Here is a 21,351-nt window from a genome sequence, read left to right on the forward strand (position 1 = left end):
CCACCGCGGGGACGTCAGCTGTGGGGGGGTGTGAGGGTGCGCCGTCCCAGAAGTCCTTGCGGCACAGGCCGCGCGCGGAACAGTGCTCGCACACGGCGCCTTCGCCCAGCGCGGGCAGCGCCGCGCCGCGCCCGATGCGGGCGAGATCGTCCATCACGCCGGCCACCAGGGCATCGCGCGCGGCGATCACATCGGTCTGCTCGACGGTGCGTGTGCCGGACGCCTTCTCTCCGACATTGACGTAGGCCGCGCGCAGGCCGTCGTCGGGAAACAGGGCGGCGTAGAAAGCAAGCTGGGTGTCCTCGGTCGGGTCCTTCACGCGGTCACGGGTCTTGTCGACCGACTCGGTCTTGTAGTCGATCACGAAGGCGCGTCCGTCGGCGGTCGCATCGACGCGGTCCAGCCGGCCGACCAGCTTCACGCTGCCCAGCGCCAGCTCTTTCCAGGGCTCTGATTCGACGAACACGGCGTGCTCGTCCTGCTCGTGGGTGGCGAGCCAGGCGAGGTAGCCGTCGCGCACGGCGGGCCAGGCCGCGGCGAAGGGAAGGAACTCGGCTTGCGACAGGCCGAACTCGCGCGTCGCCTCTTGCTCGGCGATGGCCATGAGGGCGAGCCGCGCATCGAGATCCGCGGTGGGCTGCTGCTTCAGTGCCTCGTGGAAGTGCCCGAGCACCGCATGCAGCCAGTTGCCGAAATCGCGCTTGTCGACCTCCGCGTCGAGCTCGTCGCTGCTGCGCAGGCCGAGCTGGCGCATTGCGAAGAAGCGGTACGGGCAGCGGCGCAGGTCTTCGTAGGCGGTGGAGGACAGCGTCGTGGGCAGCAACGCATCGCCATGCGGCTGCGGCCGTGGCGTCGGCCGCGCGGCCACCTGCACCGGGATGCGCGGGTCGGCGGCCTCGGCCGTGGCGTGATCCAGCTGCAGCATCTGCAGCAAGGCGCTGGGACGCACGGGCTCGCCGCTGGCATCGAAGCGGCGCCACAGCAGGTCGCAATGCGGTGCGCGCAAGGCCATGGCCCAGGCGGCGCGCTGGGCCTGCTCCAGCGCCTCGCGCGCAGGCAGCGCGAGCGCGAGGCGCTGCGCCGGTGTCCAGTCGCCGGGCGGCTCAGGCGATGCGGGCAGGCGCTGGTCGTCGCAGCCCGGCAGCACCACGGCGCCGAAGGCACGGCCCAGCAGTTGGTGCAGCGGAAGCACCACCACCCGCGGCAGTTCCTCGCCGGAGGGCAGGCGCACGCTCGCGGCCTCGAGCACGTCGCGGACCCAGGCCGTGAATTCCGAGAGGGTGCAGCGCGTGCCGCGGATTTCGCTGTCCCCGGCATCCAGGTAGAGCGCGCCGATCACCTCGGCACCCACGACGTCCTGATGGAGCGAGGGCCACTGCCCGCCGGTCTCGAGCAATGCACGCGTCGCGTCGAGCCACTCGGAGAGCGGCCTGGCGCGGGCCAGCGTGGCGCGCAGCGTCTCGACGTGGTTGGTGAAGGCCAGCAGGTCCTGGTCGCGCGGATGGTCGCTGGTCGCGGCGAAGAGGCACCAGCTGCGCCAGTCGCGCATGCCACGCTCGCGCAGGCGTGCCTCCAGCGCGCGGATCGCACGTCCGTCGAGGGCTGCGGCGCTCTTGAGCCAGTCCAGCATCTGGTCGCTGGAGGCATCGTGGGCGCAGGCGCGCAAGGCACTCATCAGCGTGGCGGCCGCGCGCGTGGTCGAGAGCTTCCAGCCGGTCTCGTCCTGCGGCTGCACGCCGTGGGCCATCAGCTGGGCGCTGATACGGCGCGTCAGCGCGCGGTCGGTGGCCACCAGCGCCACCGGCGCGCGGCCCTCGGCCAGGTGACGCAGCACGCAGGCGGCGGCGCGCTGGGCCTCGTCCTCCGGGTCGTCGCAGGGGTGCAGGTCCGCCAGGCAGGCCGGGGCGGCCTGCGTTGCCAGCGGCAGGCGCAGCGCACGTTCGCCGAACAGGGCCGCGAGCTTGTTGGCCAGCGGATCGCTCTGCAGGCCTTCGAGAACGATCAGTCGATCGACCCGGTCGAGCGCCGCGCCGACGAGCAGCACGTCGGTCGCATAGCCGGAGCTGGCGGCCCAGGCCAGTGCGATGCCGTTGAGCGCGCTCTCGGTGTCGAACCATTCCGAACCGCGGCCTGCCACGAGGGCTTCGCGCACCCGCTGGGCCCAGGCGGCGCGCTCGTCAGGATGCTCGGCCGCTGCCAGGGGCGCGAGCTGCAGGGCAATCTCGACCACCCGGCCCGCCAGCGCACCGCGGGCCGCGGCGAAGCCGGCGCGGGCCAGCAGCGACTGCGCGGTGAGCAGGTCGCGCGCCATGTCGAAGGCGATGTCGTCCACGCCGGGGACGAAGCCGCCCACGCTGCGAGCCCAGTTGCGCGTGGTCTCGAATCGCGGCGCGAAGCCCGGCGCGCCGCAGCCGGCCCACATGGCGCGCGCTGTCTGCATCAGCTGCGCGTAGGGCACCAGCACCACGGTGCGCGCGGGGTGCAGTTCGCGCTCGGCGAGCAAGCGCGAGATGCGGGCGACCAGGCCCTCGGCCGGGTCGCACCAAAGGGCATGCGCGGGATGGCGCTCGGAAGAGTTCATCAGGGGTATTTGTAGGGCTTTGGCTATCGGGGCCATAGCGTGGGCGCCGACCACGCCATCACTTGGTTTCTGTCACAATGGCCCGCACTTTAGCTGCACCATCATCCAGCGCAGAAGGACCCATCCCATGGCCAGCGAACTCATCAAACACATCTCCGATTCTTCTTTCGAGGCCGACGTGCTCAAGTCCGGCAAGCCCGTGCTCGTGGACTACTGGGCCGAGTGGTGCGGTCCCTGCAAGATGATCGCCCCCATCCTGGACGAAGTCTCCAGCACCTACGAAGGCAAGCTGCAGGTCGCCAAGATGAACGTCGACGAGAACCGCGACATCCCCGCCAAGTTCGGCATCCGCGGCATCCCGACGCTGATGCTGTTCAAGGACGGCCAGCTGGCGGCGACCAAGGTCGGTGCGATGAGCAAGGCGCAGCTCACGGCCTTCATCGACCAGCAACTCGCCTGAGTCTTCGTCTTCGGGGCTGCCGGCGTGCAACGCGCTGGCAGCCCTTGTCGTTTTTCCTGTCATAATCTTCGCAGTTCACCGGCTCTTTCTTTCTGGCAGCCGGTTCGAGTTCCCCGGTTTGTGAGGCCTCCTCGCCTCTCCTCAAACCTCCCCCCTGGTTCTTTCCGACAATTTCCCCGCACGGGGTTGTTCCATGCACTTAAACGAACTCAAGGCACTCCACGTGTCTGAAGTCTTCAAGCAGGCTGAAGCACTGGAGATCGAAAACACCGGCCGCATGCGCAAGCAGGAGCTGATGTTCGCGATCATCAAGAAGCGCGCGAAGGCCGGAGAGCAGGTCTTTGCCGACGGCGTGCTCGAGATCCTGCCGGACGGCTTCGGCTTCCTGCGCAGCCCGGACACCAGCTTCACCGCCAGCACCGACGACATCTACATCAGCCCCAGCCAGGTGCGGCGATTCAACCTGCACACCGGCGACCTGATCGAGGGCGAGGTGCGCATCCCCAAGGACGGCGAGCGCTACTTCGCGCTGACCAAGCTGGACAAGGTCAATGGCGGCGCGCCCGAGGCGAACAAGCACAAGGTGATGTTCGAGAACCTCACGCCGCTTTTCCCCAAGGAGCTGATGCGCCTGGAGCGCGACAACTTCAAGGGCGACGAGAACATCACCGGGCGCATCATCGACATCATCGCGCCCATCGGCAAGGGCCAGCGCGCACTGCTGGTGGCGCCGCCCAAGAGCGGCAAGACGGTGATGATGCAGCACATCGCGCACGCGATCAGCGCCAACTACCCCGAGGTCCACATGATGGTGCTGCTCGTCGACGAGCGGCCCGAGGAAGTGACCGAGATGCAGCGCACGGTGAAGGGCGAGGTCATTGCCTCCACCTTCGACGAGCCTGCGGCGCGCCACGTGCACGTGGCCGAGATGGTGATCGAGCGCGCGAAGCGCCTGGTGGAGCTCAAGAAGGACGTGGTGATCCTGCTCGACTCCATCACGCGCCTGGCCCGCGCCTACAACAACGTCGTGCCCTCCTCCGGCAAGGTGCTGACCGGCGGCGTCGACTCCAATGCGCTGCAGCGCCCCAAGCGTTTCCTGGGCGCGGCGCGCAACGTCGAGGAAGGCGGCTCGCTGACCATCATCGGCACCGCGCTGATCGACACCGGCAGCCGCATGGACGAAGTGATCTTCGAGGAGTTCAAGGGCACCGGCAACTCCGAAATCCACCTGGACCGCCGCCTCTACGAGAAGCGCGTGTTCCCCTCGCTCCAGCTCAACCGCAGCGGCACCCGCCGCGAAGAATTGCTGCTGCCGCCCGAGATCCTGCAGAAGACCCGCATCCTGCGCCAGCTCATGTACAACATGGACGAGATCGAGGCGATGGAGCTCATGCTGAAGAACATGAAGGCGACGAAGACCAACGTTGAGTTCTTCGACATGATGCGCCGCGGGGGCTGAAGAGCTTCAGCGTGCCGGCAGGGCGCGGCCTTCGGCGGCGCTTTGACGGCCGAGGTCGAGGAGTTCCATGAGTTCGACCGCCTGTTCCGGCGTCACCGGGTTGGTGCCCCGGCCGAGAATCGCATCGCGCACCGCGGCGTAGTAGGCCATGTAGTCGCCGGCCAGCGTCGGCACTTTTCTCACCTGGGCATGGCCGTCGTCGGACGGCAGGGTCAGCTCGCCGTCCAGGTCGTCTGCGCCCCACCCTTGGCCGCCGGGCTTTGCGCCGGCTCGCAATGCATCTTCCTGCGGATCGACACCGCGCTTGACGTAGCTGCCACTCGTGCCGTGCACGATGTAGCGCGGCGCGGCGCGGGCGGCCAGCGTGGTGGCGTGCAGCACCACGCGCAGCGGCGCATGCGCGCCGCTCTCGTAGCGCAGCACGGCATGGAAGTAGTCTTCGACCAGCGCCCCGTCGCGCAGAGCGGCGATGTCGAGCTGCAGCGTATCGGGCCGGCCGAAGAGCTGCACGGCCTGGTCGAGCAGGTGCGAGCCCAGGTCCACCCAGAGGCCCGCCCCCGGCACCGGCTGCTCGCGCCAGCGCTCGCGCACCTGGGGCCGAAAGCGGTCGAAGTGCGACTCGAAGTACACCGGCCGCCCCAGTTCGCCCCCGGCGAGCAGTTCCTTCAGCGTCAGGAAATCCGAATCGAAGCGGCGATTCTGGTAGACCGACAAGAGCCGGCCCTCGCGCTGCGCCAATGCCGCGAGCTCGCGGGCCTGGACCGCATCGAGCGTGAAAGGCTTGTCGACCACCACATGCTTCCCCGCGGCCAGTGCGGCCTTGGCCACAGGATGGTGCTGTGCATTGGGCGTGGCGACCACCACCAGGTCGATGTCGGCCCTGCGCAGCAGCGCGTCCACATCGGGCACGACGTCGACGCCCGGCCATTCCGCGTGGACTTTGCGGGGCTGAGAGCTGGCCACCGCCCCCAATTGCAGGCCCGGAACGGCCGAGAGCACGGGCGCATGGAAGGTCTGCCCGGCGAAGCCGAAGCCGACCAGGCCGGCGCGCAAGAGGCTTGAATTCATGGCTGAAATGGCGCTGGCGCCCAAAACACCCAGTATGCGATAATTGAGGGCTTCGCGAAAAGTGCAGCCCGGCGCCGTGCCGGATGAGCTGGGGATGACTGAATAGGCAGGACATCACCCCGTTCAAGCTAGTGGCTCTCGCATCGACCAAGGAAATACCATGAAAGAAGGCATTCACCCGAACTACCGCGAGGTCCTGTTCGTCGACCTGTCGAACGGCTTCAAGTTCGTCACCCGTTCCTGCGTGAACACCAAGGAAATGGGCAAGACCGACGACGGCCGCGACCTGCCGCTGTTCAAGCTCGACACCTCCAGCGAATCGCACCCCTTCTACACCGGCACCCAGAAGTCGGTGGACAACATGGGCGGTCGCGTCGAGAAGTTCCGCAACCGTTTCGGCAAGACCGGCGGTGCCGCCTCCAAGTAAGGCAGGCGCTTCCGAGTCGAGGGCAGCCCGGTTTACCGCGCTGCCCTTTTTCTTTTTGATCTCCTCCACCCAGCCCTCATCCCGTTGAACCAGCCGACGCCAGCGATCGTTGCCCAGAGTGCCGTGCGGCGCCTGCCGCGCATCGCCCTCATCCTGCTGTGCGCGGCCTACCTGATGCCCGGCCTGGTGGGGCGCGGCCCCTGGAAGAGCGCGGACATCGTCTCCTTCGGCTACATGGCCGAACTCGCGCGCAGCACCGAGGGCCTGGCGCGCTGGCTCGATCCAATGCTGCTGGGCCTTCGGCCCGAAACGCCGGCCCTGATTCCCTACTGGATCGGTGCCTGGGCGATCAAGATCGCGCCAGCCTGGGTGCACCCGGACCTCGCGGTCCGCATCGCCTTCGCGCTGCTGCTGTGGGGCACCTTCGCAGCCACCTGGTACGCGGCGTACTACCTTGCGCGCACCACCCAGGCGCAACCCGTGGCCTTTGCGTTCGGCGGCGAGGCGCGCCCCACCGACTACGCCCGCGCCATCGCCGACGGTGCGCTGCTGGCGTTGATCGCCAGTCTGGGCCTCGCCCAGCTGGGGCATGAAACCACGCCGGCGCTCGCCCAGCTCTTCTTCACCTCGCAACTGTTCTACGGGATCGTGGCCCTGCCCTACCACCGCGTCAGCCCGATCACCGCCCTGGTGATCGGCGCGGCCGGCATGACGCTCAGCGGCGGCCCCACCGTCGGCCTGGCTCTGGGGATCGGCTGCGTGATCTTCCTGGCCGTGGAGCGCCGGCGCCGCGCCCGGGAGGAGACGTCCGACGAAGAACCCGACTACTCCGCAGCCGCCATCGGCACGATCTTCGGCGCCACCCTGCTGGCCGGGCTGCTGGCCGCCTGGCTCGGCCTGCTGCAATGGAAGATCGAACTGCCGGGCAGCCAGCCCGGCACCCGCGTCTGGAGCGAGCTGCGCAGCCAGGCCAGGCTCCTGCTGTGGTTCACCTGGCCGGCCTGGCCGCTCGCGCTGTGGACCCTCTGGCGCTGGCGCCGGCAGCTGACGGCGCGCCACGTCGCGCTGCCGCTGTGGTTTGCGCTGGTGCCGCTGGCCGCTACCTGGACCACGAGTTTTTCCGAGCGCTCGCTGCTGCTCGCCCTCCCGGCCTTCGCGACGCTCGCGGCCTTCGCCCTGCCGACCTTCAGGCGCAGTGTCGCCGCGCTGATCGACTGGTTCACGCTGCTCTTCTTCAGCGTCTGGGCCATCGTCTTCTGGGTGATCTGGGTCGCGATGCAGACCGGCTTTCCGGCCAAGACGGCCGCCAACGTGGCAAAGCTGGCCCCTGGCTTCGTCCCCCACTTCTCGGCCACCGCGCTGGTCTTCGCCATCGCCGCCACGCTGGCCTGGGCCTGGTTGGTGCGCTGGCGCACCGGCCGGCACCGCGCAGCCTTGTGGAAGACGCTGGTGCTGCCGGCCGGCGGCGCGGCCTTGTGCTGGATGCTGGTGATGACGCTGTGGCTGCCGTTGCTGGACTACGCACGCAGCTACGCGCCGCAGGTGCGCGCCATCACCGAACGGATCGGCCAGCCGAGCTGCGTGTCCCAGCTGGCGCTCGGCCGGCCCCATATCGCGGCCCTGCGCCACCATGGCCAGATCAACCTGCAGCCGCTGATGGGCGGCCCGAGCTGCCCCTGGCTGGTCGTGAGCCCGGAGGCCATCGGGCGCCTGCACACGCTGGTCAACCTCGAGGGCTGGCGTCTCATCGGCACGCTGCGCCGTCCCACCAGTCCGAGCGACGACCTGCTGCTCTACCAGCGCACCACGCCTTGACGAGCGAGCGGCGCGTCATCGCACGGCACGCGGCCACGGTGCTCGCCGGCCAGTTGGCCGTGATGGCCTTCGGCGTGACCGACACCATCGTGGCCGGCCGCTACGCCGAGGGTGCCCTGGCGGCGCTGTCGGTGGGCTCGGCCATCTTCATCAGCGTCTACGTCTCGTTGCTGGGAGTGCTGCAGGCACTGCTGCCGGTCTGGGCCGAGCTGCACGGCGCGCAGCGCACGGACGAGGTCGGCCGCTCCGTGCGCCAGGCGCTCTACCTGTGCGGCTTCGCGATCGCCCTCGGCATGGCGGTCCTGCTCTTCCCTGCGCCACTGCTGCGCTGGGCCGAGGTGCCGCAGGCCATGCGTGCCGACGTCGAAGCCTATCTGCAGGTGCTGGCCTTCGCGCTGCCGCCGGCGCTGTTGTTCCGCCTGTTCAGCACGCTCAACCAGAGCCTGGGCAAGCCGCAGCTGGTCACCTGGCTGCAACTGGCCTCGCTGGCGCCGAAGCTGGTGCTGTCGATCTGGTTCACCTTCGGCGGCGCGGGCTTGCCGGCGCTCGGCCTGGTGGGCTGCGGCTGGGCCACGCTGGCCGTGAACTGGGCGATGCTCGCCTGCGCGGCCTGGCTGCTGCGCAGCCGGTCCCTCTACGGCGACTACCGCATCTGGCGCCGCATCGAGGCGCCCGACTGGCATCAGCTCCGCCAGTTCGCCCGGCTCGGCGTTCCCGCCGGGCTCGCCGTGCTGGTCGAGGTCACCTCTTTCACGCTGATGGCGCTGTTCATCGCGCGTCTGGGCACCGCTGCCACTGCGGCCCACCAGATCGCGTCCAACCTCACGGCCGTCGCCTACATGGTGCCGCTGTCGCTTTCCATCGCCACCAGCGCGCGCGTCAGCTTCTGGCTCGGCGCCGGCAACCCCACGCTGGCGCGGCGCGCCTGTGCCCGCGGCTTCGAGCTGGCCGTGCTCGGCGCCTTGCTGTTCGCCGCCGCCATGGCGCTGCTGCGCTGGCGGCTGGCGGCCATCTACTCCGCCAATCCGGCCGTGGTGGCACTCGGCGCCACACTGCTGCTGGCCACTGCCGCCTACCACCTGGCCGACGCGGTGCAGACGCTGTGCGTCTTCGTGCTGCGCTGCTACCGCGTGACGGTGATGCCGCTGGTGCTGTACTGCACGCTGCTCTGGGGCGTGGGACTGGGCGGCAGCTACATGCTGGCCTATCGGGGCATCGGGCCCTGGCCGGCGATGCAGTCGCCGCTGGCCTTCTGGCTGATGAGCGCGCTGGCCCTCTTGCTGGCGGCCGCGCTGCTGCTGGCGGTGCTGTGGTCGACGCTCAGAAGGCGCAAATGAATCCCGCGGGGCGCGTTCGTTCACGCCTTCTCATGCGACGGCGCTGAGCACCGCAGCTTGCCGCAGCCGCGTGACCGGGAAGATCAACGCGAAGCGCGAGCCCTTGCCGACCGTGCTCTCGATGCGCAGCTCGGCCCCGTGGCGCTGCGCCACATGCTTCACGATCGCCAGCCCCAGGCCGGTGCCGCCGGTCTCGCGCGACCGGCTGCGATCGATGCGGTAGAAGCGCTCGGTGAGACGCGGGATGTGCTCGGCCGCAATGCCCGGCCCGCTGTCGCGCACCGCGTACTCGCCGCGGCCATCGGGCAGGAGGCGCCAGCTCACGGCCACCTCGCCACCGCCGGGCGTGTAGCGGATCGCATTGCTCAGCAAGTTGGACATCGCGCTTTGCAGCTCCGTGGCCGCGCCGGCGATTTCGGAATCGGCATCCATCTCGAAGCTCAGCCTGTGCCCCTGCGAGGTCAGACGGTTCGACAGCCCGCGGCCTTCGTCTTCGCACTGGGCCATCAGCGCACGCATGCGGGTCCAGCGATTGGCGGGCGGCGCGGCGCTGCCCTCCAGACGCGACAGGGTGAGCAGATCGTTGACCAGCGTCTCCATGCGATGCGACTGCTGCGCCATGAGCGCCAGATAGCGGGAACGCTCCTCCGCATCGAGCGGCAGGTTCTGCAGCGTCTCGACAAAACCGGCGAGCACCGTGAGCGGCGTGCGGATCTCGTGCGAGACGTTGGCGACGAAGTCGCGCCGCATCGCCTCGGCCTGCTCGACGGCGGTGATGTCGCGCGTCAGCAGCATGCGGCGGTTGCCGGCATATGGATGCACCTGCACCGACAGCCTCACGGGGTGGCCGCGATGGGCCTGGATCTGCGAGGGGGCATCGATCACCACGTCGCGGCTGTAGTTCCAGGAGGCCAGGTAGGCCACGAAGGCGGGGTCGCGCACCAGATTCGACAGATGCTGCAGCAAGTCGCGCTCGGGATCGATGCCGAATTGCCCGGCCGCCGTCTGGTTGCACCACTCGATGCGACCCTGCTCGTCGAGCAGCACCACGCCGTTGGGCGAGGCCTGGATGGCGGCCAGGAACTCCTGCAGCCGGTCTTCGGCCTGCCGGGCCTGCTGCTCGCGCGTGCGCAACAGTTTGCGGATGCGCTCGGCCAGCTCGCCCCACACGCCCGAACCGCGCGACGGCAGGCCCTTGCCATCGTTGCGCAACACGTGCAGCAGCCGCTGGGCGCGCCAGGCATCGAGCCCGAGCCACAGCACCGCGCCCAGCCAGGCGCCCAGCCACAGGTAGTGGAGCCCGGCCACCACCGCGACCGCGGCGCCCCCGAGAATCGAGGCGGCCAGGAAAGTTGCTATACGAAACGGCATGCCCGCCCATTGTGCCGCGGGGGCCCCGCCGGCGAGCCCTTCACACCGTGACCTGGGACGTCAGCCTGTAGCCCGCGCCGCGCACGGTCTCGATCATCGGCGCCGCGGCGCCGAGCGATTCGCGCAGGCGCTTGACGTGCACGTCGACCGTGCGCTCCTCGATGTAGACGTGATCGCCCCAGACCTTGTCCAGCAGTTGGGCGCGGCTGTGCACGCGCTCGGCATGCTGCATCAGGTAGCCCAGCAGCTTGAACTCGGTCGGCCCCACCTTCAACGGCATGCCTTGCCAGGTCACGCGGTGCGTCGCGGTGTCGAGGGCCAGCTCGCCGATCTCGACGCGCTCGGCCGCCACTTCCGGCGCGCGGCGCCGCAGCACGGCGCGGATGCGGGCCAGCATCTCCTGCGTGGAGAAGGGCTTGGTGATGTAGTCGTCAGCGCCGGCGTCCAGTCCGGCGACCTTGTCGGGCTCGTCGCCGCGCGCCGTCAGCATGAGGATCGGCATGCTCTTGGTGCGCGGGTCCTTGCGCCACTGGCGTGCCAGCTGCAGGCCGCTCTGGCCGGGCAGCATCCAGTCGAGCAGCACGAGGTCGGGCAAGTAGGCATCGATCTCGCGTTGCGCCGCCTCCCCGTCCTCGGCCCAAATGGGCTCGAAGCCGTTGTGACGCAGGTTGACGGCAATCAGCTCGGCAATCGAGGACTCGTCTTCGACGATCAGGACGCGCGGTTTCTTCATTGATCGAGTGGGGCCTATTGGAGTGCGGACTCGATGTCCTGCATCGAAGTGTGCCGCACGTCGGCGCCCTTGACGATGTAGATGATGAACTCGGCGATGTTCTTCGCGTGGTCGCCGATACGCTCGATGGCCTTGGCCAGGAACAGCAGGTCGAGACTGGCCGAGATGGTGCGCGGGTCTTCCATCATGTAGGTGACCAGCTTGCGCACGAAGCCGTCGAACTCCTTGTCGATCAGGTCGTCGTCCTTCAGGATCGACAGCGCTGCCGCGGTGTCCAGCCGCGCGAAGGCGTCGAGCGCCTTGCGCAGCAGCCCGGAAGCCAGGTCGGAAGCGATGCGCAGCTCGGTGGAAGGCAGCGCGCGCGCCGAGCCGCTCTCGATGATCGACTTGACCATGCGCGCGATCTTGTTGGCCTCGTCGCCCACGCGCTCGAGGTTGGCGGTGGTCTTGGAGATGGCGATCAGGAGACGCAGGTCGCGCGCCGTCGGCTGGCGCCGCGCGATGATCGACGACAGCTCGCGGTCGATCTCGATCTCCATCGCATTGACGCGAGCCTCGGTCTCGATCACCCGGTCGGCCGACTCCGTGTCGAACTGCGCCAGCGCGTACACGGCCTGGCTGATCTGGGATTCGACCATCCCGCCGAGCTCCATCACCCGCGAGGAGACCGCATTCAGTTCGCTGTCGAACTGGCTGGAAAGATGTTTTTCGGTCATGAGGTCCCTTTCAGCCGAAACGGCCGGTGATGTAATCCTCGGTTTCCTTGCGCTTCGGCTTGAAGAACAGCTCTTCGGTCGCGCCGAACTCGATCAGGTCGCCCAGATACATGTAGGCGGTGTAGTCGCTGCAGCGCGCCGCCTGCTGCATGTTATGCGTCACGATGACCACTGTGTATTCGTTCTTCAGCTCGGCAATCAGTTCCTCGATCTTGGCGGTGGAGATCGGGTCCAGGGCCGAGCAGGGCTCGTCCAGAAGCAGAACCTCGGGCTTGATCGCGATGCCGCGTGCGATGCACAGGCGCTGCTGCTGGCCGCCCGAGAGGCCCGAGCCGCTCTGCTGCAGCTTGTCGCGTACCTCGGTCCAGAGCGCGGCCTTCTTGAGCGCCCACTCGACGCGGTCGTCCATCTCGGAGGCGCTCAGGTTCTCGAACAGCTTCACGCCGAAGGCGATGTTGTCGTAGATCGACATCGGGAATGGCGTCGGCTTCTGGAACACCATGCCGATCTTGGCGCGGATCAGCGCCACGTCCTGCTTGGACGTCAGCAGGTTCTCGCCGTCCAGCGAGATCACGCCCTCGGCGCGCTGCTCGGGGTAGAGCTCGAACATGCGGTTGAAGGTGCGCAGCAAGGTCGACTTGCCGCAACCCGAAGGGCCGATGAAGGCGGTGACCCTGTTCTCGGGAATCTCGAGGTTGATCCCCTTGAGCGCGTGGAACTTGCCGTAGTAGAAATTCAGGTCCTTGACCGAGATCTTCGCGCGAGACGGCTGTGCAGCGAGGGTGGAGGGCATGATGTTCAGAGTTTGTTGCGCGTCAGGACGCGAGCGAGGATGTTGAGCGCCAGCACCGCGACGGTGATCAGGAACACGCCGGCCCAGGCCAGCTGCTGCCAGTTCTCGTACGGGCTCATCGCGAACTTGAAGATGGTCACCGGCAGGCTGGCCATCGGCTGCGTCATGTCGGCGGTCCAGAACTGGTTGTTCAGCGCGGTGAAGAGCAGCGGCGCGGTTTCGCCCGCGATGCGCGCCACCGCCAGCAGGATGCCGGTGACCACGCCGGCGCGCGCCGCGCGCAGCGTGATGCTCATGATCACCTTCCACTTCGGCGTGCCGAGTGCGTAGGCGGCCTCGCGCAAGCCGGGCGGGACCAGCTGCAGCATGTTCTCGGTCGTGCGGATCACCACCGGAATCACGATCAGTGCCAGCGCCATCGCGCCGGCCAGGCCCGAGAAGGACTTGAAGTAGGCCACTGCGATCGCATAGACGAACAGGCCGATCACGATCGAAGGCGCCGACAGCAGGATGTCGTTGACGAAGCGCGTGACGCTCGCGAGCCAGCCCTTGGGGTTGTACTCCGCCAGGTAGATGCCCGCCATGATGCCGATCGGCGTGCCGACGAAGGTCGCCAGCGCCACCATGGCCAGCGAACCGAAGATCGCGTTGGCGATGCCGCCCGCCTCGTTGGGCGGCGGCGTCATTTCGGTGAAGGTGGCGATCGCCAGGCCGCCGACGCCGAGGCGCAGCGTTTCCCAGAGGATCCAGATCAGCCAGAACACGCCGAAGGCCATCGCGGCGAGCGACAGCGACAGCGCGATGACATTGACCCGCTTGCGGCTGGCGAACCTGGCCGCGCGCGTTTCGTTGAGCGCCTGGGCGCTGAGGAGCTTCTCCGCCGTGCTCATATGAAAACCTCCGCGCTGCGCGCTGCAGTATTCGCCTTGGGAGCGGCCCTGCGGCTCATGACTTCTTGCCCTCGCTCTTCTGCATCTGCTGCAGCAGCAGCTTCGACAGCGACAGCACCACGAAGGTGATGAAGAACAGCACCAGCCCCAGGTACATCAGCGAGGCCTGGTGCAGGCCGGCGCCGGCCTCGGCGAACTCGTTGGCCAGCACCGAAGTGATGCTGTTGGCCGCCTCGAACACCGAGAGCGAGTTCAGCTGGTTGGTATTGCCGATCACGAAGGTGACGGCCATCGTCTCGCCGAGGGCGCGCCCGAGGCCGAGCATGATGCCGCCGATGACGCCGGCCTTGGTATAGGGAAGAACCACCTTGGACACCACTTCCCAGGTCGTGGAGCCGAGGCCGTAGGCCGACTCCTTGAGCAGCGGCGGCGTGACCTCGAACACGTCGCGCATCACCGAGGCGATGAACGGAATGATCATGATCGCGAGGATGATGCCGGCCGACAGAATGCCGATGCCCACCGGCGGGCCGGACACCAGTGCGCCCAGGTAGGGCACCCCGTCGAACAGCTTCTGCAGCGGCTGCTGCACATAGGTCGAGAGGATCGGCCCGAACACGAGCAGGCCCCACATGCCGTAGACGATCGAGGGCACGGCCGCCAGCAGCTCGATCGCGGTGCCGAGCGGCCGCTTGAGCCATGCCGGCGACATCTCGGTCAGGAACAAGGCGATGCCGAAGCTCACCGGCACCGCGATGATCAGCGCGATCAGCGAGGTGGCGAGCGTGCCGTAGATCATCACCAGGCCGCCGTACTCGTTCTGGACCGGGTCCCACACGCTGCTGGTGAGGAAGCCGAGGCCGAACTTGGCGATCGCGGGCCAGGCACCTGCCAGGAGCGACAGCAGGATGCCGATGAGCATCGCCAGGGTCAGCAGCGCGGCGCCCTTGGCCGCCAGGCCGAACAGGCGGTCGGCGGTGGCGCCGGTGCGCGGCTTCCGGACAGGGGGCGGGCTGGTGGACGTGCGCGCACCCTCGGCCGGCAGGTCGAGGGCGTTGGCGGCAGCGGGGAAAGTCGATGACACGGGTCGCTCCGAAATCGGCGCGTGCTCGAGCGGGGGGCTGCTCATGACGCGCCGGCTCGCTTTACTTGGCGACGACGGGCTTGCCCGACGCGTCCTTGATCTCGCCCCAGGCGGTGGCGATGGCGCCCTTCACCTTCTCGGGCATCGGCACGTAGTCCAGGTCGCCGGCGGTCTTGTCGCCGTTCTTGTAGGCCCAGTCGAAGAACTTGAGCGTGGTGATGGCCTGGGTCGGCTTGTCCTGCGTCTTGTGCATCAGGATGAAGGTCGCGCCGGTGATCGGCCACGACTGGTCGCCCGACTGGTTGGTCAGCACCTGGTAGAAGGTCTTGGACCAGTCGGCACCGGCAGCAGCCGCCTTGAAGGCGTCATCGTCCGGCGAAACGAACTTGCCGGCAGCGTTCTGCATCTGCGCATAGTTCATCTTGTTCTGCTTGACGTAGGCGTACTCGACATAGCCGATCGAATTGGGCAGCTTGCTGACGAACTGGGCAACGCCTTCGTTGCCCTTGCCGCCCGCGCCGGTGGGCCAGTTGACGGCAGTGCCGTCGCCGACCTTGGCCTTCCACTCGGCATTGGCCTTGCTCAGGTAGTTGGTGAACAGGAAGGTGGTGCCGGAACCGTCGGCGCGGCGCACCGGGGCGATGGCGGCGTCGGGCAGCGCGAGGGAGCCGTTCAGCGCCTTGATCGCCGGGTCGCTCCACTTGGTGATCTTGCCCAGGTAGATGTCGCCGAGCACCTGGCCGCTGAGCTTCAGCTCGCCGGCCTTGATGCCCTGGATGTTGACCACGGGGACCACGCCGCCGATGACGGTCGGGAACTGCAGCAGACCCTTGGCCTTGAGCTCGTCGTCGGTCAGCGGCATGTCGGAAGCGCCGAAATCGACCGTCTTGGCGTCGATCTGCTTGATGCCCGCGCCGGAGCCGACCGACTGGTAGTTGATCTTGGCGCCGGTGGCCTTGTGGAAATCGGAAGCCCACTTGGAATACAGGGGGGCCGGGAAGCTTGCGCCTGCGCCCGTGGCTTCCTGGGCAAAGGCGGGGACATGGGCCAGGGCCGCGGCGATGAGGCCGGCGGCTGCAAACTTGAACGTCGTTTTCATGAAGCTTCCTTCTGAGTGCAAAGAACCCCCTTGCCGGGGACTTGGCAGCCACTCTAGGAAGCTTGTGTGACATCAATGTGACACCCCCTCCAGAGGGAAAACGGCCGTGCCGCGCCCCCGATTCCATGACGATGTCACACGACCGTCATCGACCAAACCTAGCCTCGGGAGCGTGCCGCGGCGCCTGCCTACGCGTCCCAGGCCGGCCGCGACGTTACGATCGGGCCCCGGCTTCTCCCATCTCGACATGCAAAACGGAACCCGCCTCGCCGCGGTCGATCTCGGTTCGAACAGCTTCAGGCTGGAAATCGGCCGTGTCGACCACGGCCAGATCCACCGCGCCGAATACCTGAAGGAAACCGTCCGCCAGGGGAACGGCCTGGACGCGGCCCGCAATCTCACGCCCGAGGCCATGCAGCGCGGCTGGGACGCCCTGGCGCGCTTCGGCGAACGGCTGGCGGGCTTCAAGCGCTCGCAGGTCCGCGCGGTGGCCACCCAGACCCTGCGCGAAGCCCGCAACCGCGACGAGTTCCTGCTGCGCGCGCGCACCATCCTGGGCTTCGGCATCGACGTCATCACCGGCCGCGAAGAGGCCCGCCTCATCTATCAGGGCGTGGCGCACCTGCTGCCCCATACCGATGCTTCGAGCCGCGAACGCCGGCTGGTGGTGGACATCGGCGGCCGCTCGACCGAGATGATCATCGGCCAGGGTTTGACGGCCGAGGTGATGGAGTCCTACCGGGTCGGCAGCGTCGCCTGGTCGATGAAGCATTTTCCCGAAGGCCAGTTCACCACTGCCGCTTTCCGGGCCGCCGAGGTCGCGGCCAAGGCGGTGCTCGACGACGCGCTCGGCACCTACGTGCCCGACCGGTGGGACGTGGTTTATGGCGCCTCGGGCACCATCGGCGCGGTCGGCGACGTCCTGGCCGCGGCCGGCGGTGAGCCGGGCCTGATCACGCGCGAAGGGCTGGACTGGCTGGTCGAGCGCCTGCTCAAGGCCGGCAGCGCCGACCGCCTTCGCATCGAGGGCATGCGGGAAGACCGCAAGGCGGTGATCGGCGGCGGCGTGAGCGTGCTGCGGGCCGTCTTCGACCTGCTCGAGATCGAGGAGATGCGGGTGGCGCAGGGCGCCCTGCGCCACGGCGTGCTTTACGAACTGCTGCAGCGCGATGAGAGCGTCGCCGACCTGCGCGCCAGCACGGTGGCGCGCCTGGCCAGCCGCTTCGCCGCCGATACCGCCCAGGTCCGGCGCGTCGGCGAGACGGCCGCGGCGCTGTTCCTGCAACTGGAGCCGGCCTCGCGCGGCGCCAGCACCACCAGCCGCGCCGGCCGCGCGCTGCGCAAGATCGGCTGGGCCGCCCAGTTGCACGAGATCGGCACCCACATCTCCCACAGCGACTATCACAAGCACGGCGCCTACATCCTGGACAACTGCGACGCCCCGGGCTTTGCCGTCAACGAGATGCATTGGCTCAGCCAGCTGGTGCTGGGCCACCGGGGCAAGCTGCGCAAGCTCGAAGGGTCGCTGGACGACGAGACCTTCGTGCCCCAGCTGCTGGCGCTGCGGCTGGCGGTGATCCTGTGCCATGCGCGGCGCGATCCGGACCTGGACGACCTGCGCCTCGTGCGGGCGGACAGTCGCTTCTTCGTGATCGGCTGCCGCAGCGGCTGGGCCGATAGCTATCCGCAATCGGCGCACCTGCTCCGCGAGGAAGTGCTGGCCTGGCAGAAGACCCCCTGGCGGGTCCAGCTGGAAGGCTGCTGAAGGGCGAGGGCCGCCGGAGCCGCCCGCCTGCCTAGAGCAGCTCGGGCGACTGAACCGTCACCACCACGGTCTGGACGTCGCCATCGCGCTCGCGCGTGCGGATCCACCAGACGGCGCCCTTGCGCACCGGGCAGCTGTCCTGCTTCAGCCCGAGCAAGATCGAGATCGCCTGGCCGAGCGAGGGCTGGTGCCCGACCAGCAGCACCACCGACTTGCCGTTGGGCCAGCCGGCCGCACCCAGCAGCGCATCGGGCGTGGTGTCGGGCGCGAGCTCGCTGCGCAGCTTGTACTTGCGCCCCAGCGCCAGCACGGTCTGCTCGCAGCGCCGCGCGGGGCTGCAGACGACGCGCGTGCCTTCGGGCAGCTGCCGGTCCAGCCAGGCCGCCATGCGCTTGGCCTGCTTCTCGCCGCGCTGGGTCAGCGAACGCTGCAGGTCGTCGCACCCTTCGGTCCAGTCCTCGGCCTCGGCGTGGCGCCAGAAGATCAGATCCATGCGCGCCTCATCCTCGCGTGGCGGCGCGGGCGCGGCCACGCGACGAGTAGCGGACCATCAGCGCGGTCTGCGCACCATGCGCCTGCACGGCGCGCGGCGCGCCCTCCTCGCCCTGGTGCGTGTCGTGGTGCACGCGGCGGTAGGCCCCATCGGCGCCGAGGTCCCAGGCATCGCGCCCGTCGTGCAAATAGGCGACCAGGCATTCGTCGATCAGGCGCTGGCGCAGCACGGGGTCGGTGACCGGCCAGGCCAGTTCGATGCGCCGCATCATGTTGCGGTTCATCCAGTCGGCACTCGACAGGTAGAGCGCCTCGACGTCGCCCTCGCGGAAATAGAAGACCCGCGAATGCTCGAGGAAGCGGCCGATCACCGAGCGCACGCGGATGTTGTCGGTCAGGCCCGGCACCAGGGCCGGCAGCGTGCAGGCGCCGCGCACGATCAGGTCGATCTTCACGCCCTTGCGGCCCGCGCTGACCAGCGAGGCGATCAGGGCCTCGTCGGTCAGCGCATTCATCTTGGCGACGATGCGCGTGGGCACGCCGCGCGCGGCGGCCGCGCCCAGCGCGTCGATGCGCGCGCCCAGGTTGCGGTGCAGATCGAAGGGCGCCACCCACATGCGGTTGAGCTTCGGCAGCCGGCTCTGGCTGGCCATGTGCACGAACACGGCCTCCATGTCGGCCGTCAGCGCCGGATCGGCCGTCAGGTGGCTGATGTCGGTATAGAGCCTGGCGGTGCGCGGGTTGTAGTTGCCGGTGGAGAGGTGGCCGTAGCGGCGCATCTGCTTGCCCTCGCGCCGCGTCACCAGCAGCATCTTGGCGTGGGTCTTGAGGCCGACCACGCCATAGACCACCTGGGCGCCGATCGACTCCAGCATCTCGGCCCAGTTGATGTTGGCTTCCTCGTCGAAGCGCGCCTTGAGCTCCACGATCACCGTGACTTCCTTGCCGCGGCGCACCGCCTCCCGCAGCAGTTCCATCAGCTCGGAATCGGCGCCGGTGCGATAGATGGTCTGCTTGATCGCGAGCACCTGCGGGTCGTGCACTGCCTCGCGCAGGAAGGCGAGCACGCCCTCGAAGCTCTCGAAGGGCTGGTGGATGAGCGCGTCGCCGGCCTGCAGCCGCTCGAAGAAGGACTGCCCCGGCGACAGCGAAACCGGGTAGGAGGCCTGGTAAGGCGCGAAGCGAAGCTGCGGCTCCTCCAGCAGGTCGATCAGCTGCGTCAGCCGCGCCAGGTTGACCGGCCCGTGCACCCGGTAGAGCGCCTCCGGCGGCAGATCGAACTGCGCGAGCAGGAAGCTCGCCAGCGACTCGGCACAGCTGGCCGACACCTCCAGCCGCACTGCCTGCCCGAAGTGCCGGTGCTGCAGCCCCTGCCGCAGGGCGGTGCGCAGGTTCTTGACGTCTTCCTCGTCGACCGCCAGATCGGAATGGCGCGTGACGCGGAACTGGGAGAAATCGCCCACCTCGCGCCCCGGGAACATGCTCTGCAGATGCGCCCGCACGATGCTCGAGAGCGCGACGAAGAGCTTCTTGCCGCCGGACACGCGGCCCGGCATCGCGATCATGCGCGGCAGCACCCGCGGCACCTTGACGATGGCGATCGGGTTCTCGCGGCCGAAGGCGTCCTTGCCGCCCAGGCGCACGATGAAATTGAGCGACTTGTTGGCGACCTGCGGGAAGGGATGGGCCGGGTCCAGCCCGACCGGGATCAGCAGCGGCCGGACCTCGCGCTCGTAATAGTCGCTCACCCATTTGCGCTGCGCCGTATTGCGCTCGCCGTGCGAGATGACGTGGATGCCTTCCTTCGCAAAGGTGGGCATCAGCTCGTCGTTGTAGAGCGCGTACTGCCGGCCCACCAGGGTGTGCGCGGCCTCGGCCAGGCGAGCGAAGGAGTCGACCGTGTAGCTGCCCTTGCGGTCGCCGGCCGTATTGGCGGCCAGGTGAGGCGCCATCCGCACCTCGAAGAACTCGTCGAGGTTGGACGAGACGATGCACAGGTAGCGCAGCCGCTCGATCAGCGGGACCTCGGGCCTGTAGGCCCAGTCGAGTACGCGCTCGTTGAAGGCCAGGATGCTGTGGTCGCGATCGAGCAGCGTCAGCGAGGGTGCCGCGACGGCAGGCGGACTGTCGGCGAGGACGGGGGCAGAAGCGAAATTGTCTGGAACAACGGGCACAGTATGGGTCGCATGCGGGAACACGACAGTGTCGAACGCCTTCGTGACACTTCCATGACAACTGTGTGACGCTCTTTCCCGGCTGTCAATCGCCCAGGAAATGCTTGCGGTAGCGGGCCGGCAGGTCGTCGATGCGCATCAGCATGGGCAGGTCTGCCGTGTTGAAGTCCGGGTCCCAGGCCGGCGGGCCCAGCACCTTGGCACCCAGCCGGAGGTAGCCCTTGATCAGGGCCGGGGGCTCGATGTCCAGGTCGCCGTCGAGGCGATGCACCGGCAGCGGCAGCCGCGGCTGGACCTGGTACTGGATCGGGGCCATGTGCGTGGCCGACAGCTGGCGCCAGATGCTGGCGGCGGCATCGCCGCTGGTCACGCCGTTGTGCCACATCGGGATGCTGGCGCAGCCGATCATGGTGTCGAGCTTGTTGCGGTTCATGAAGGCCGCGAGCGCGCCCCACAGCGCGAGGATCACGCCGCCCTGCCGGTGGTCGGCATGCACGCAGCTGCGGCCCAGCTCCACCATGCGCTCGCGCAGGTCGCGCAGGCGTGTCAGGTCGAACTCGGTGTCGCTGTAGGTGCTGCCCACGCGCCGGGCCTGGGCCGGCGTCAGCACGCGGTAGGTGCCGATGACCTGGCGCGTGGCTTCGTCGCGCACCAGCAGGTGCTCGCAGAAATCATCGAACAGGTCGACGTCGTGGCCTTCGAGCGAGGTGTTCAGGCGCGCGCCCATCTCGCCGGCGAACACTTCATGGCGAAGGCGCTGCGCGGCGCGCACGTCGTCCAGGTGGCGCGCCCAGCTCACGCTGATGCCGCCGCGGCCGGGCTCGATCGCCTCCGGCAGCGCGACGGGCGCGACAGGCACGGGAACCGTTGCCGGCGTGCGAACCCCAGCGGGCCACAGGGCGGCGCGCAATCCCAGTTGCGAGAACGGAAACGTCGGCGTGGGCAGTTCTTTCATGCGGGGACCCTTTCTGCCGACGAAGTCTGTGAGCGCGCAATGAAACACGCGTGTCACTCCGATGGCAGTTGCATGACGCGCCGCTCAAGGGCCAGACTTTGGGCGTCTAATGCCGAACGGCCGAACCTTGCA

17 protein-coding genes and 1 pseudogene are annotated in these 21,351 nt (G+C 68.4%); 6 read left to right on the plus strand and 12 right to left on the minus strand.

The features are described 5' to 3' along the window. Positions 1-70 precede the first annotated feature (70 nt). Positions 71-2,617, minus strand: a pseudogene (locus AC3A6Y_RS18805) (PD-(D/E)XK nuclease family protein); the annotation flags it as partial. 91 nt (positions 2,618-2,708) lie between these two features. Here AC3A6Y_RS18805 and trxA point away from each other — a divergent pair. Then, the gene (gene trxA / locus AC3A6Y_RS18810) at positions 2,709-3,041 is read left to right on the plus strand and encodes a thioredoxin TrxA (RefSeq protein ID WP_068686060.1); all 333 of its coding nucleotides are present in this window, start codon (positions 2,709-2,711) and stop codon (positions 3,039-3,041) included. Between the two features lie 193 nt (positions 3,042-3,234). Then, a complete protein-coding gene (gene rho, locus AC3A6Y_RS18815; RefSeq protein WP_487869729.1) occupies positions 3,235-4,500 on the plus strand; it encodes a transcription termination factor Rho in 1,266 nt (421 codons plus the stop codon). Between the two features lie 6 nt (positions 4,501-4,506). On the opposite strand, the gene AC3A6Y_RS18820 is transcribed toward rho, so the two are convergent. Beyond that, on the minus strand, positions 4,507-5,568 hold the full coding sequence (locus tag AC3A6Y_RS18820; protein WP_487869730.1) for an oxidoreductase: 1,062 nt from the start codon (positions 5,566-5,568) through the stop codon (positions 4,507-4,509). Between the two features lie 160 nt (positions 5,569-5,728). On the opposite strand from AC3A6Y_RS18820, the gene AC3A6Y_RS18825 reads away from it, so the two are divergent. The 3 genes from AC3A6Y_RS18825 (at position 5,729) to AC3A6Y_RS18835 (ending at position 9,147) form a co-directional block, all read left to right on the plus strand. Then, positions 5,729-5,995 carry a type B 50S ribosomal protein L31 gene (locus AC3A6Y_RS18825; RefSeq protein WP_309961271.1) on the plus strand — a complete coding sequence of 89 codons (267 nt, stop codon included), beginning with the start codon at positions 5,729-5,731 and terminating at the stop codon, positions 5,993-5,995. An 84-nt stretch (positions 5,996-6,079) separates the two neighbouring features. Next, positions 6,080-7,810: a hypothetical protein gene (locus tag AC3A6Y_RS18830; protein WP_487869731.1), complete on the plus strand. Its 1,731-nt coding sequence runs from the start codon at positions 6,080-6,082 to the stop codon at positions 7,808-7,810. Further along, entirely contained in the window at positions 7,807-9,147 is a 1,341-nt protein-coding gene (locus tag AC3A6Y_RS18835) for an MATE family efflux transporter (protein ID WP_487869732.1), read from the plus strand. Before AC3A6Y_RS18830 ends, AC3A6Y_RS18835 begins: the two co-directional genes overlap by 4 nt. A gap of 30 nt (positions 9,148-9,177) precedes the next feature. Here AC3A6Y_RS18835 and phoR read toward each other — a convergent pair whose 3' ends face one another. The 7 genes from phoR to pstS are packed head-to-tail and all read right to left on the minus strand — an operon-like array spanning position 9,178 to position 15,833. Further along, entirely contained in the window at positions 9,178-10,518 is a 1,341-nt protein-coding gene (phoR, locus tag AC3A6Y_RS18840) for a phosphate regulon sensor histidine kinase PhoR (protein WP_487869733.1), read from the minus strand. Between the two features lie 40 nt (positions 10,519-10,558). Next, positions 10,559-11,251, minus strand: a complete 693-nt coding sequence (gene phoB, locus AC3A6Y_RS18845; RefSeq protein WP_487869734.1) for a phosphate regulon transcriptional regulator PhoB — start codon at positions 11,249-11,251, stop codon at positions 10,559-10,561. 14 nt (positions 11,252-11,265) lie between these two features. Further along, on the minus strand, positions 11,266-11,967 hold the full coding sequence (gene phoU, locus AC3A6Y_RS18850) for a phosphate signaling complex protein PhoU (protein ID WP_487869735.1): 702 nt from the start codon (positions 11,965-11,967) through the stop codon (positions 11,266-11,268). A 10-nt stretch (positions 11,968-11,977) separates the two neighbouring features. Further along, positions 11,978-12,760: a phosphate ABC transporter ATP-binding protein PstB gene (gene pstB, locus AC3A6Y_RS18855; protein ID WP_487869736.1), complete on the minus strand. Its 783-nt coding sequence runs from the start codon at positions 12,758-12,760 to the stop codon at positions 11,978-11,980. Between the two features lie 5 nt (positions 12,761-12,765). Then, entirely contained in the window at positions 12,766-13,650 is an 885-nt protein-coding gene (pstA, locus tag AC3A6Y_RS18860; protein WP_487869737.1) for a phosphate ABC transporter permease PstA, read from the minus strand. A 55-nt stretch (positions 13,651-13,705) separates the two neighbouring features. Further along, positions 13,706-14,779 carry a phosphate ABC transporter permease subunit PstC gene (pstC, locus tag AC3A6Y_RS18865; protein ID WP_487869738.1) on the minus strand — a complete coding sequence of 358 codons (1,074 nt, stop codon included), beginning with the start codon at positions 14,777-14,779 and terminating at the stop codon, positions 13,706-13,708. A 16-nt stretch (positions 14,780-14,795) separates the two neighbouring features. Then, positions 14,796-15,833: a phosphate ABC transporter substrate-binding protein PstS gene (pstS, locus tag AC3A6Y_RS18870; protein WP_487869739.1), complete on the minus strand. Its 1,038-nt coding sequence runs from the start codon at positions 15,831-15,833 to the stop codon at positions 14,796-14,798. Between the two features lie 247 nt (positions 15,834-16,080). Here pstS and AC3A6Y_RS18875 point away from each other — a divergent pair, with 247 nt between their 5' ends. Further along, a complete protein-coding gene (locus tag AC3A6Y_RS18875) occupies positions 16,081-17,598 on the plus strand; it encodes a Ppx/GppA phosphatase family protein (RefSeq protein ID WP_487869740.1) in 1,518 nt (505 codons plus the stop codon). A gap of 31 nt (positions 17,599-17,629) precedes the next feature. Here the strand turns inward: AC3A6Y_RS18875 and AC3A6Y_RS18880 are convergent, their stop codons facing one another. From AC3A6Y_RS18880 to AC3A6Y_RS18890, 3 genes are all read right to left on the minus strand, one after another. Continuing rightward, entirely contained in the window at positions 17,630-18,091 is a 462-nt protein-coding gene (locus tag AC3A6Y_RS18880; RefSeq protein WP_487869741.1) for a SixA phosphatase family protein, read from the minus strand. A gap of 7 nt (positions 18,092-18,098) precedes the next feature. Continuing rightward, the gene (gene ppk1, locus AC3A6Y_RS18885) at positions 18,099-20,288 is read right to left on the minus strand and encodes a polyphosphate kinase 1 (RefSeq protein WP_487869742.1); all 2,190 of its coding nucleotides are present in this window, start codon (positions 20,286-20,288) and stop codon (positions 18,099-18,101) included. 61 nt (positions 20,289-20,349) lie between these two features. Continuing rightward, on the minus strand, positions 20,350-21,219 hold the full coding sequence (locus AC3A6Y_RS18890; RefSeq protein ID WP_487869743.1) for a GNAT family N-acetyltransferase: 870 nt from the start codon (positions 21,217-21,219) through the stop codon (positions 20,350-20,352). Between the last annotated feature and the right edge of the window lie 132 nt (positions 21,220-21,351).

The organism is Variovorax sp. Soil_C_17, assembly GCF_057657265.1.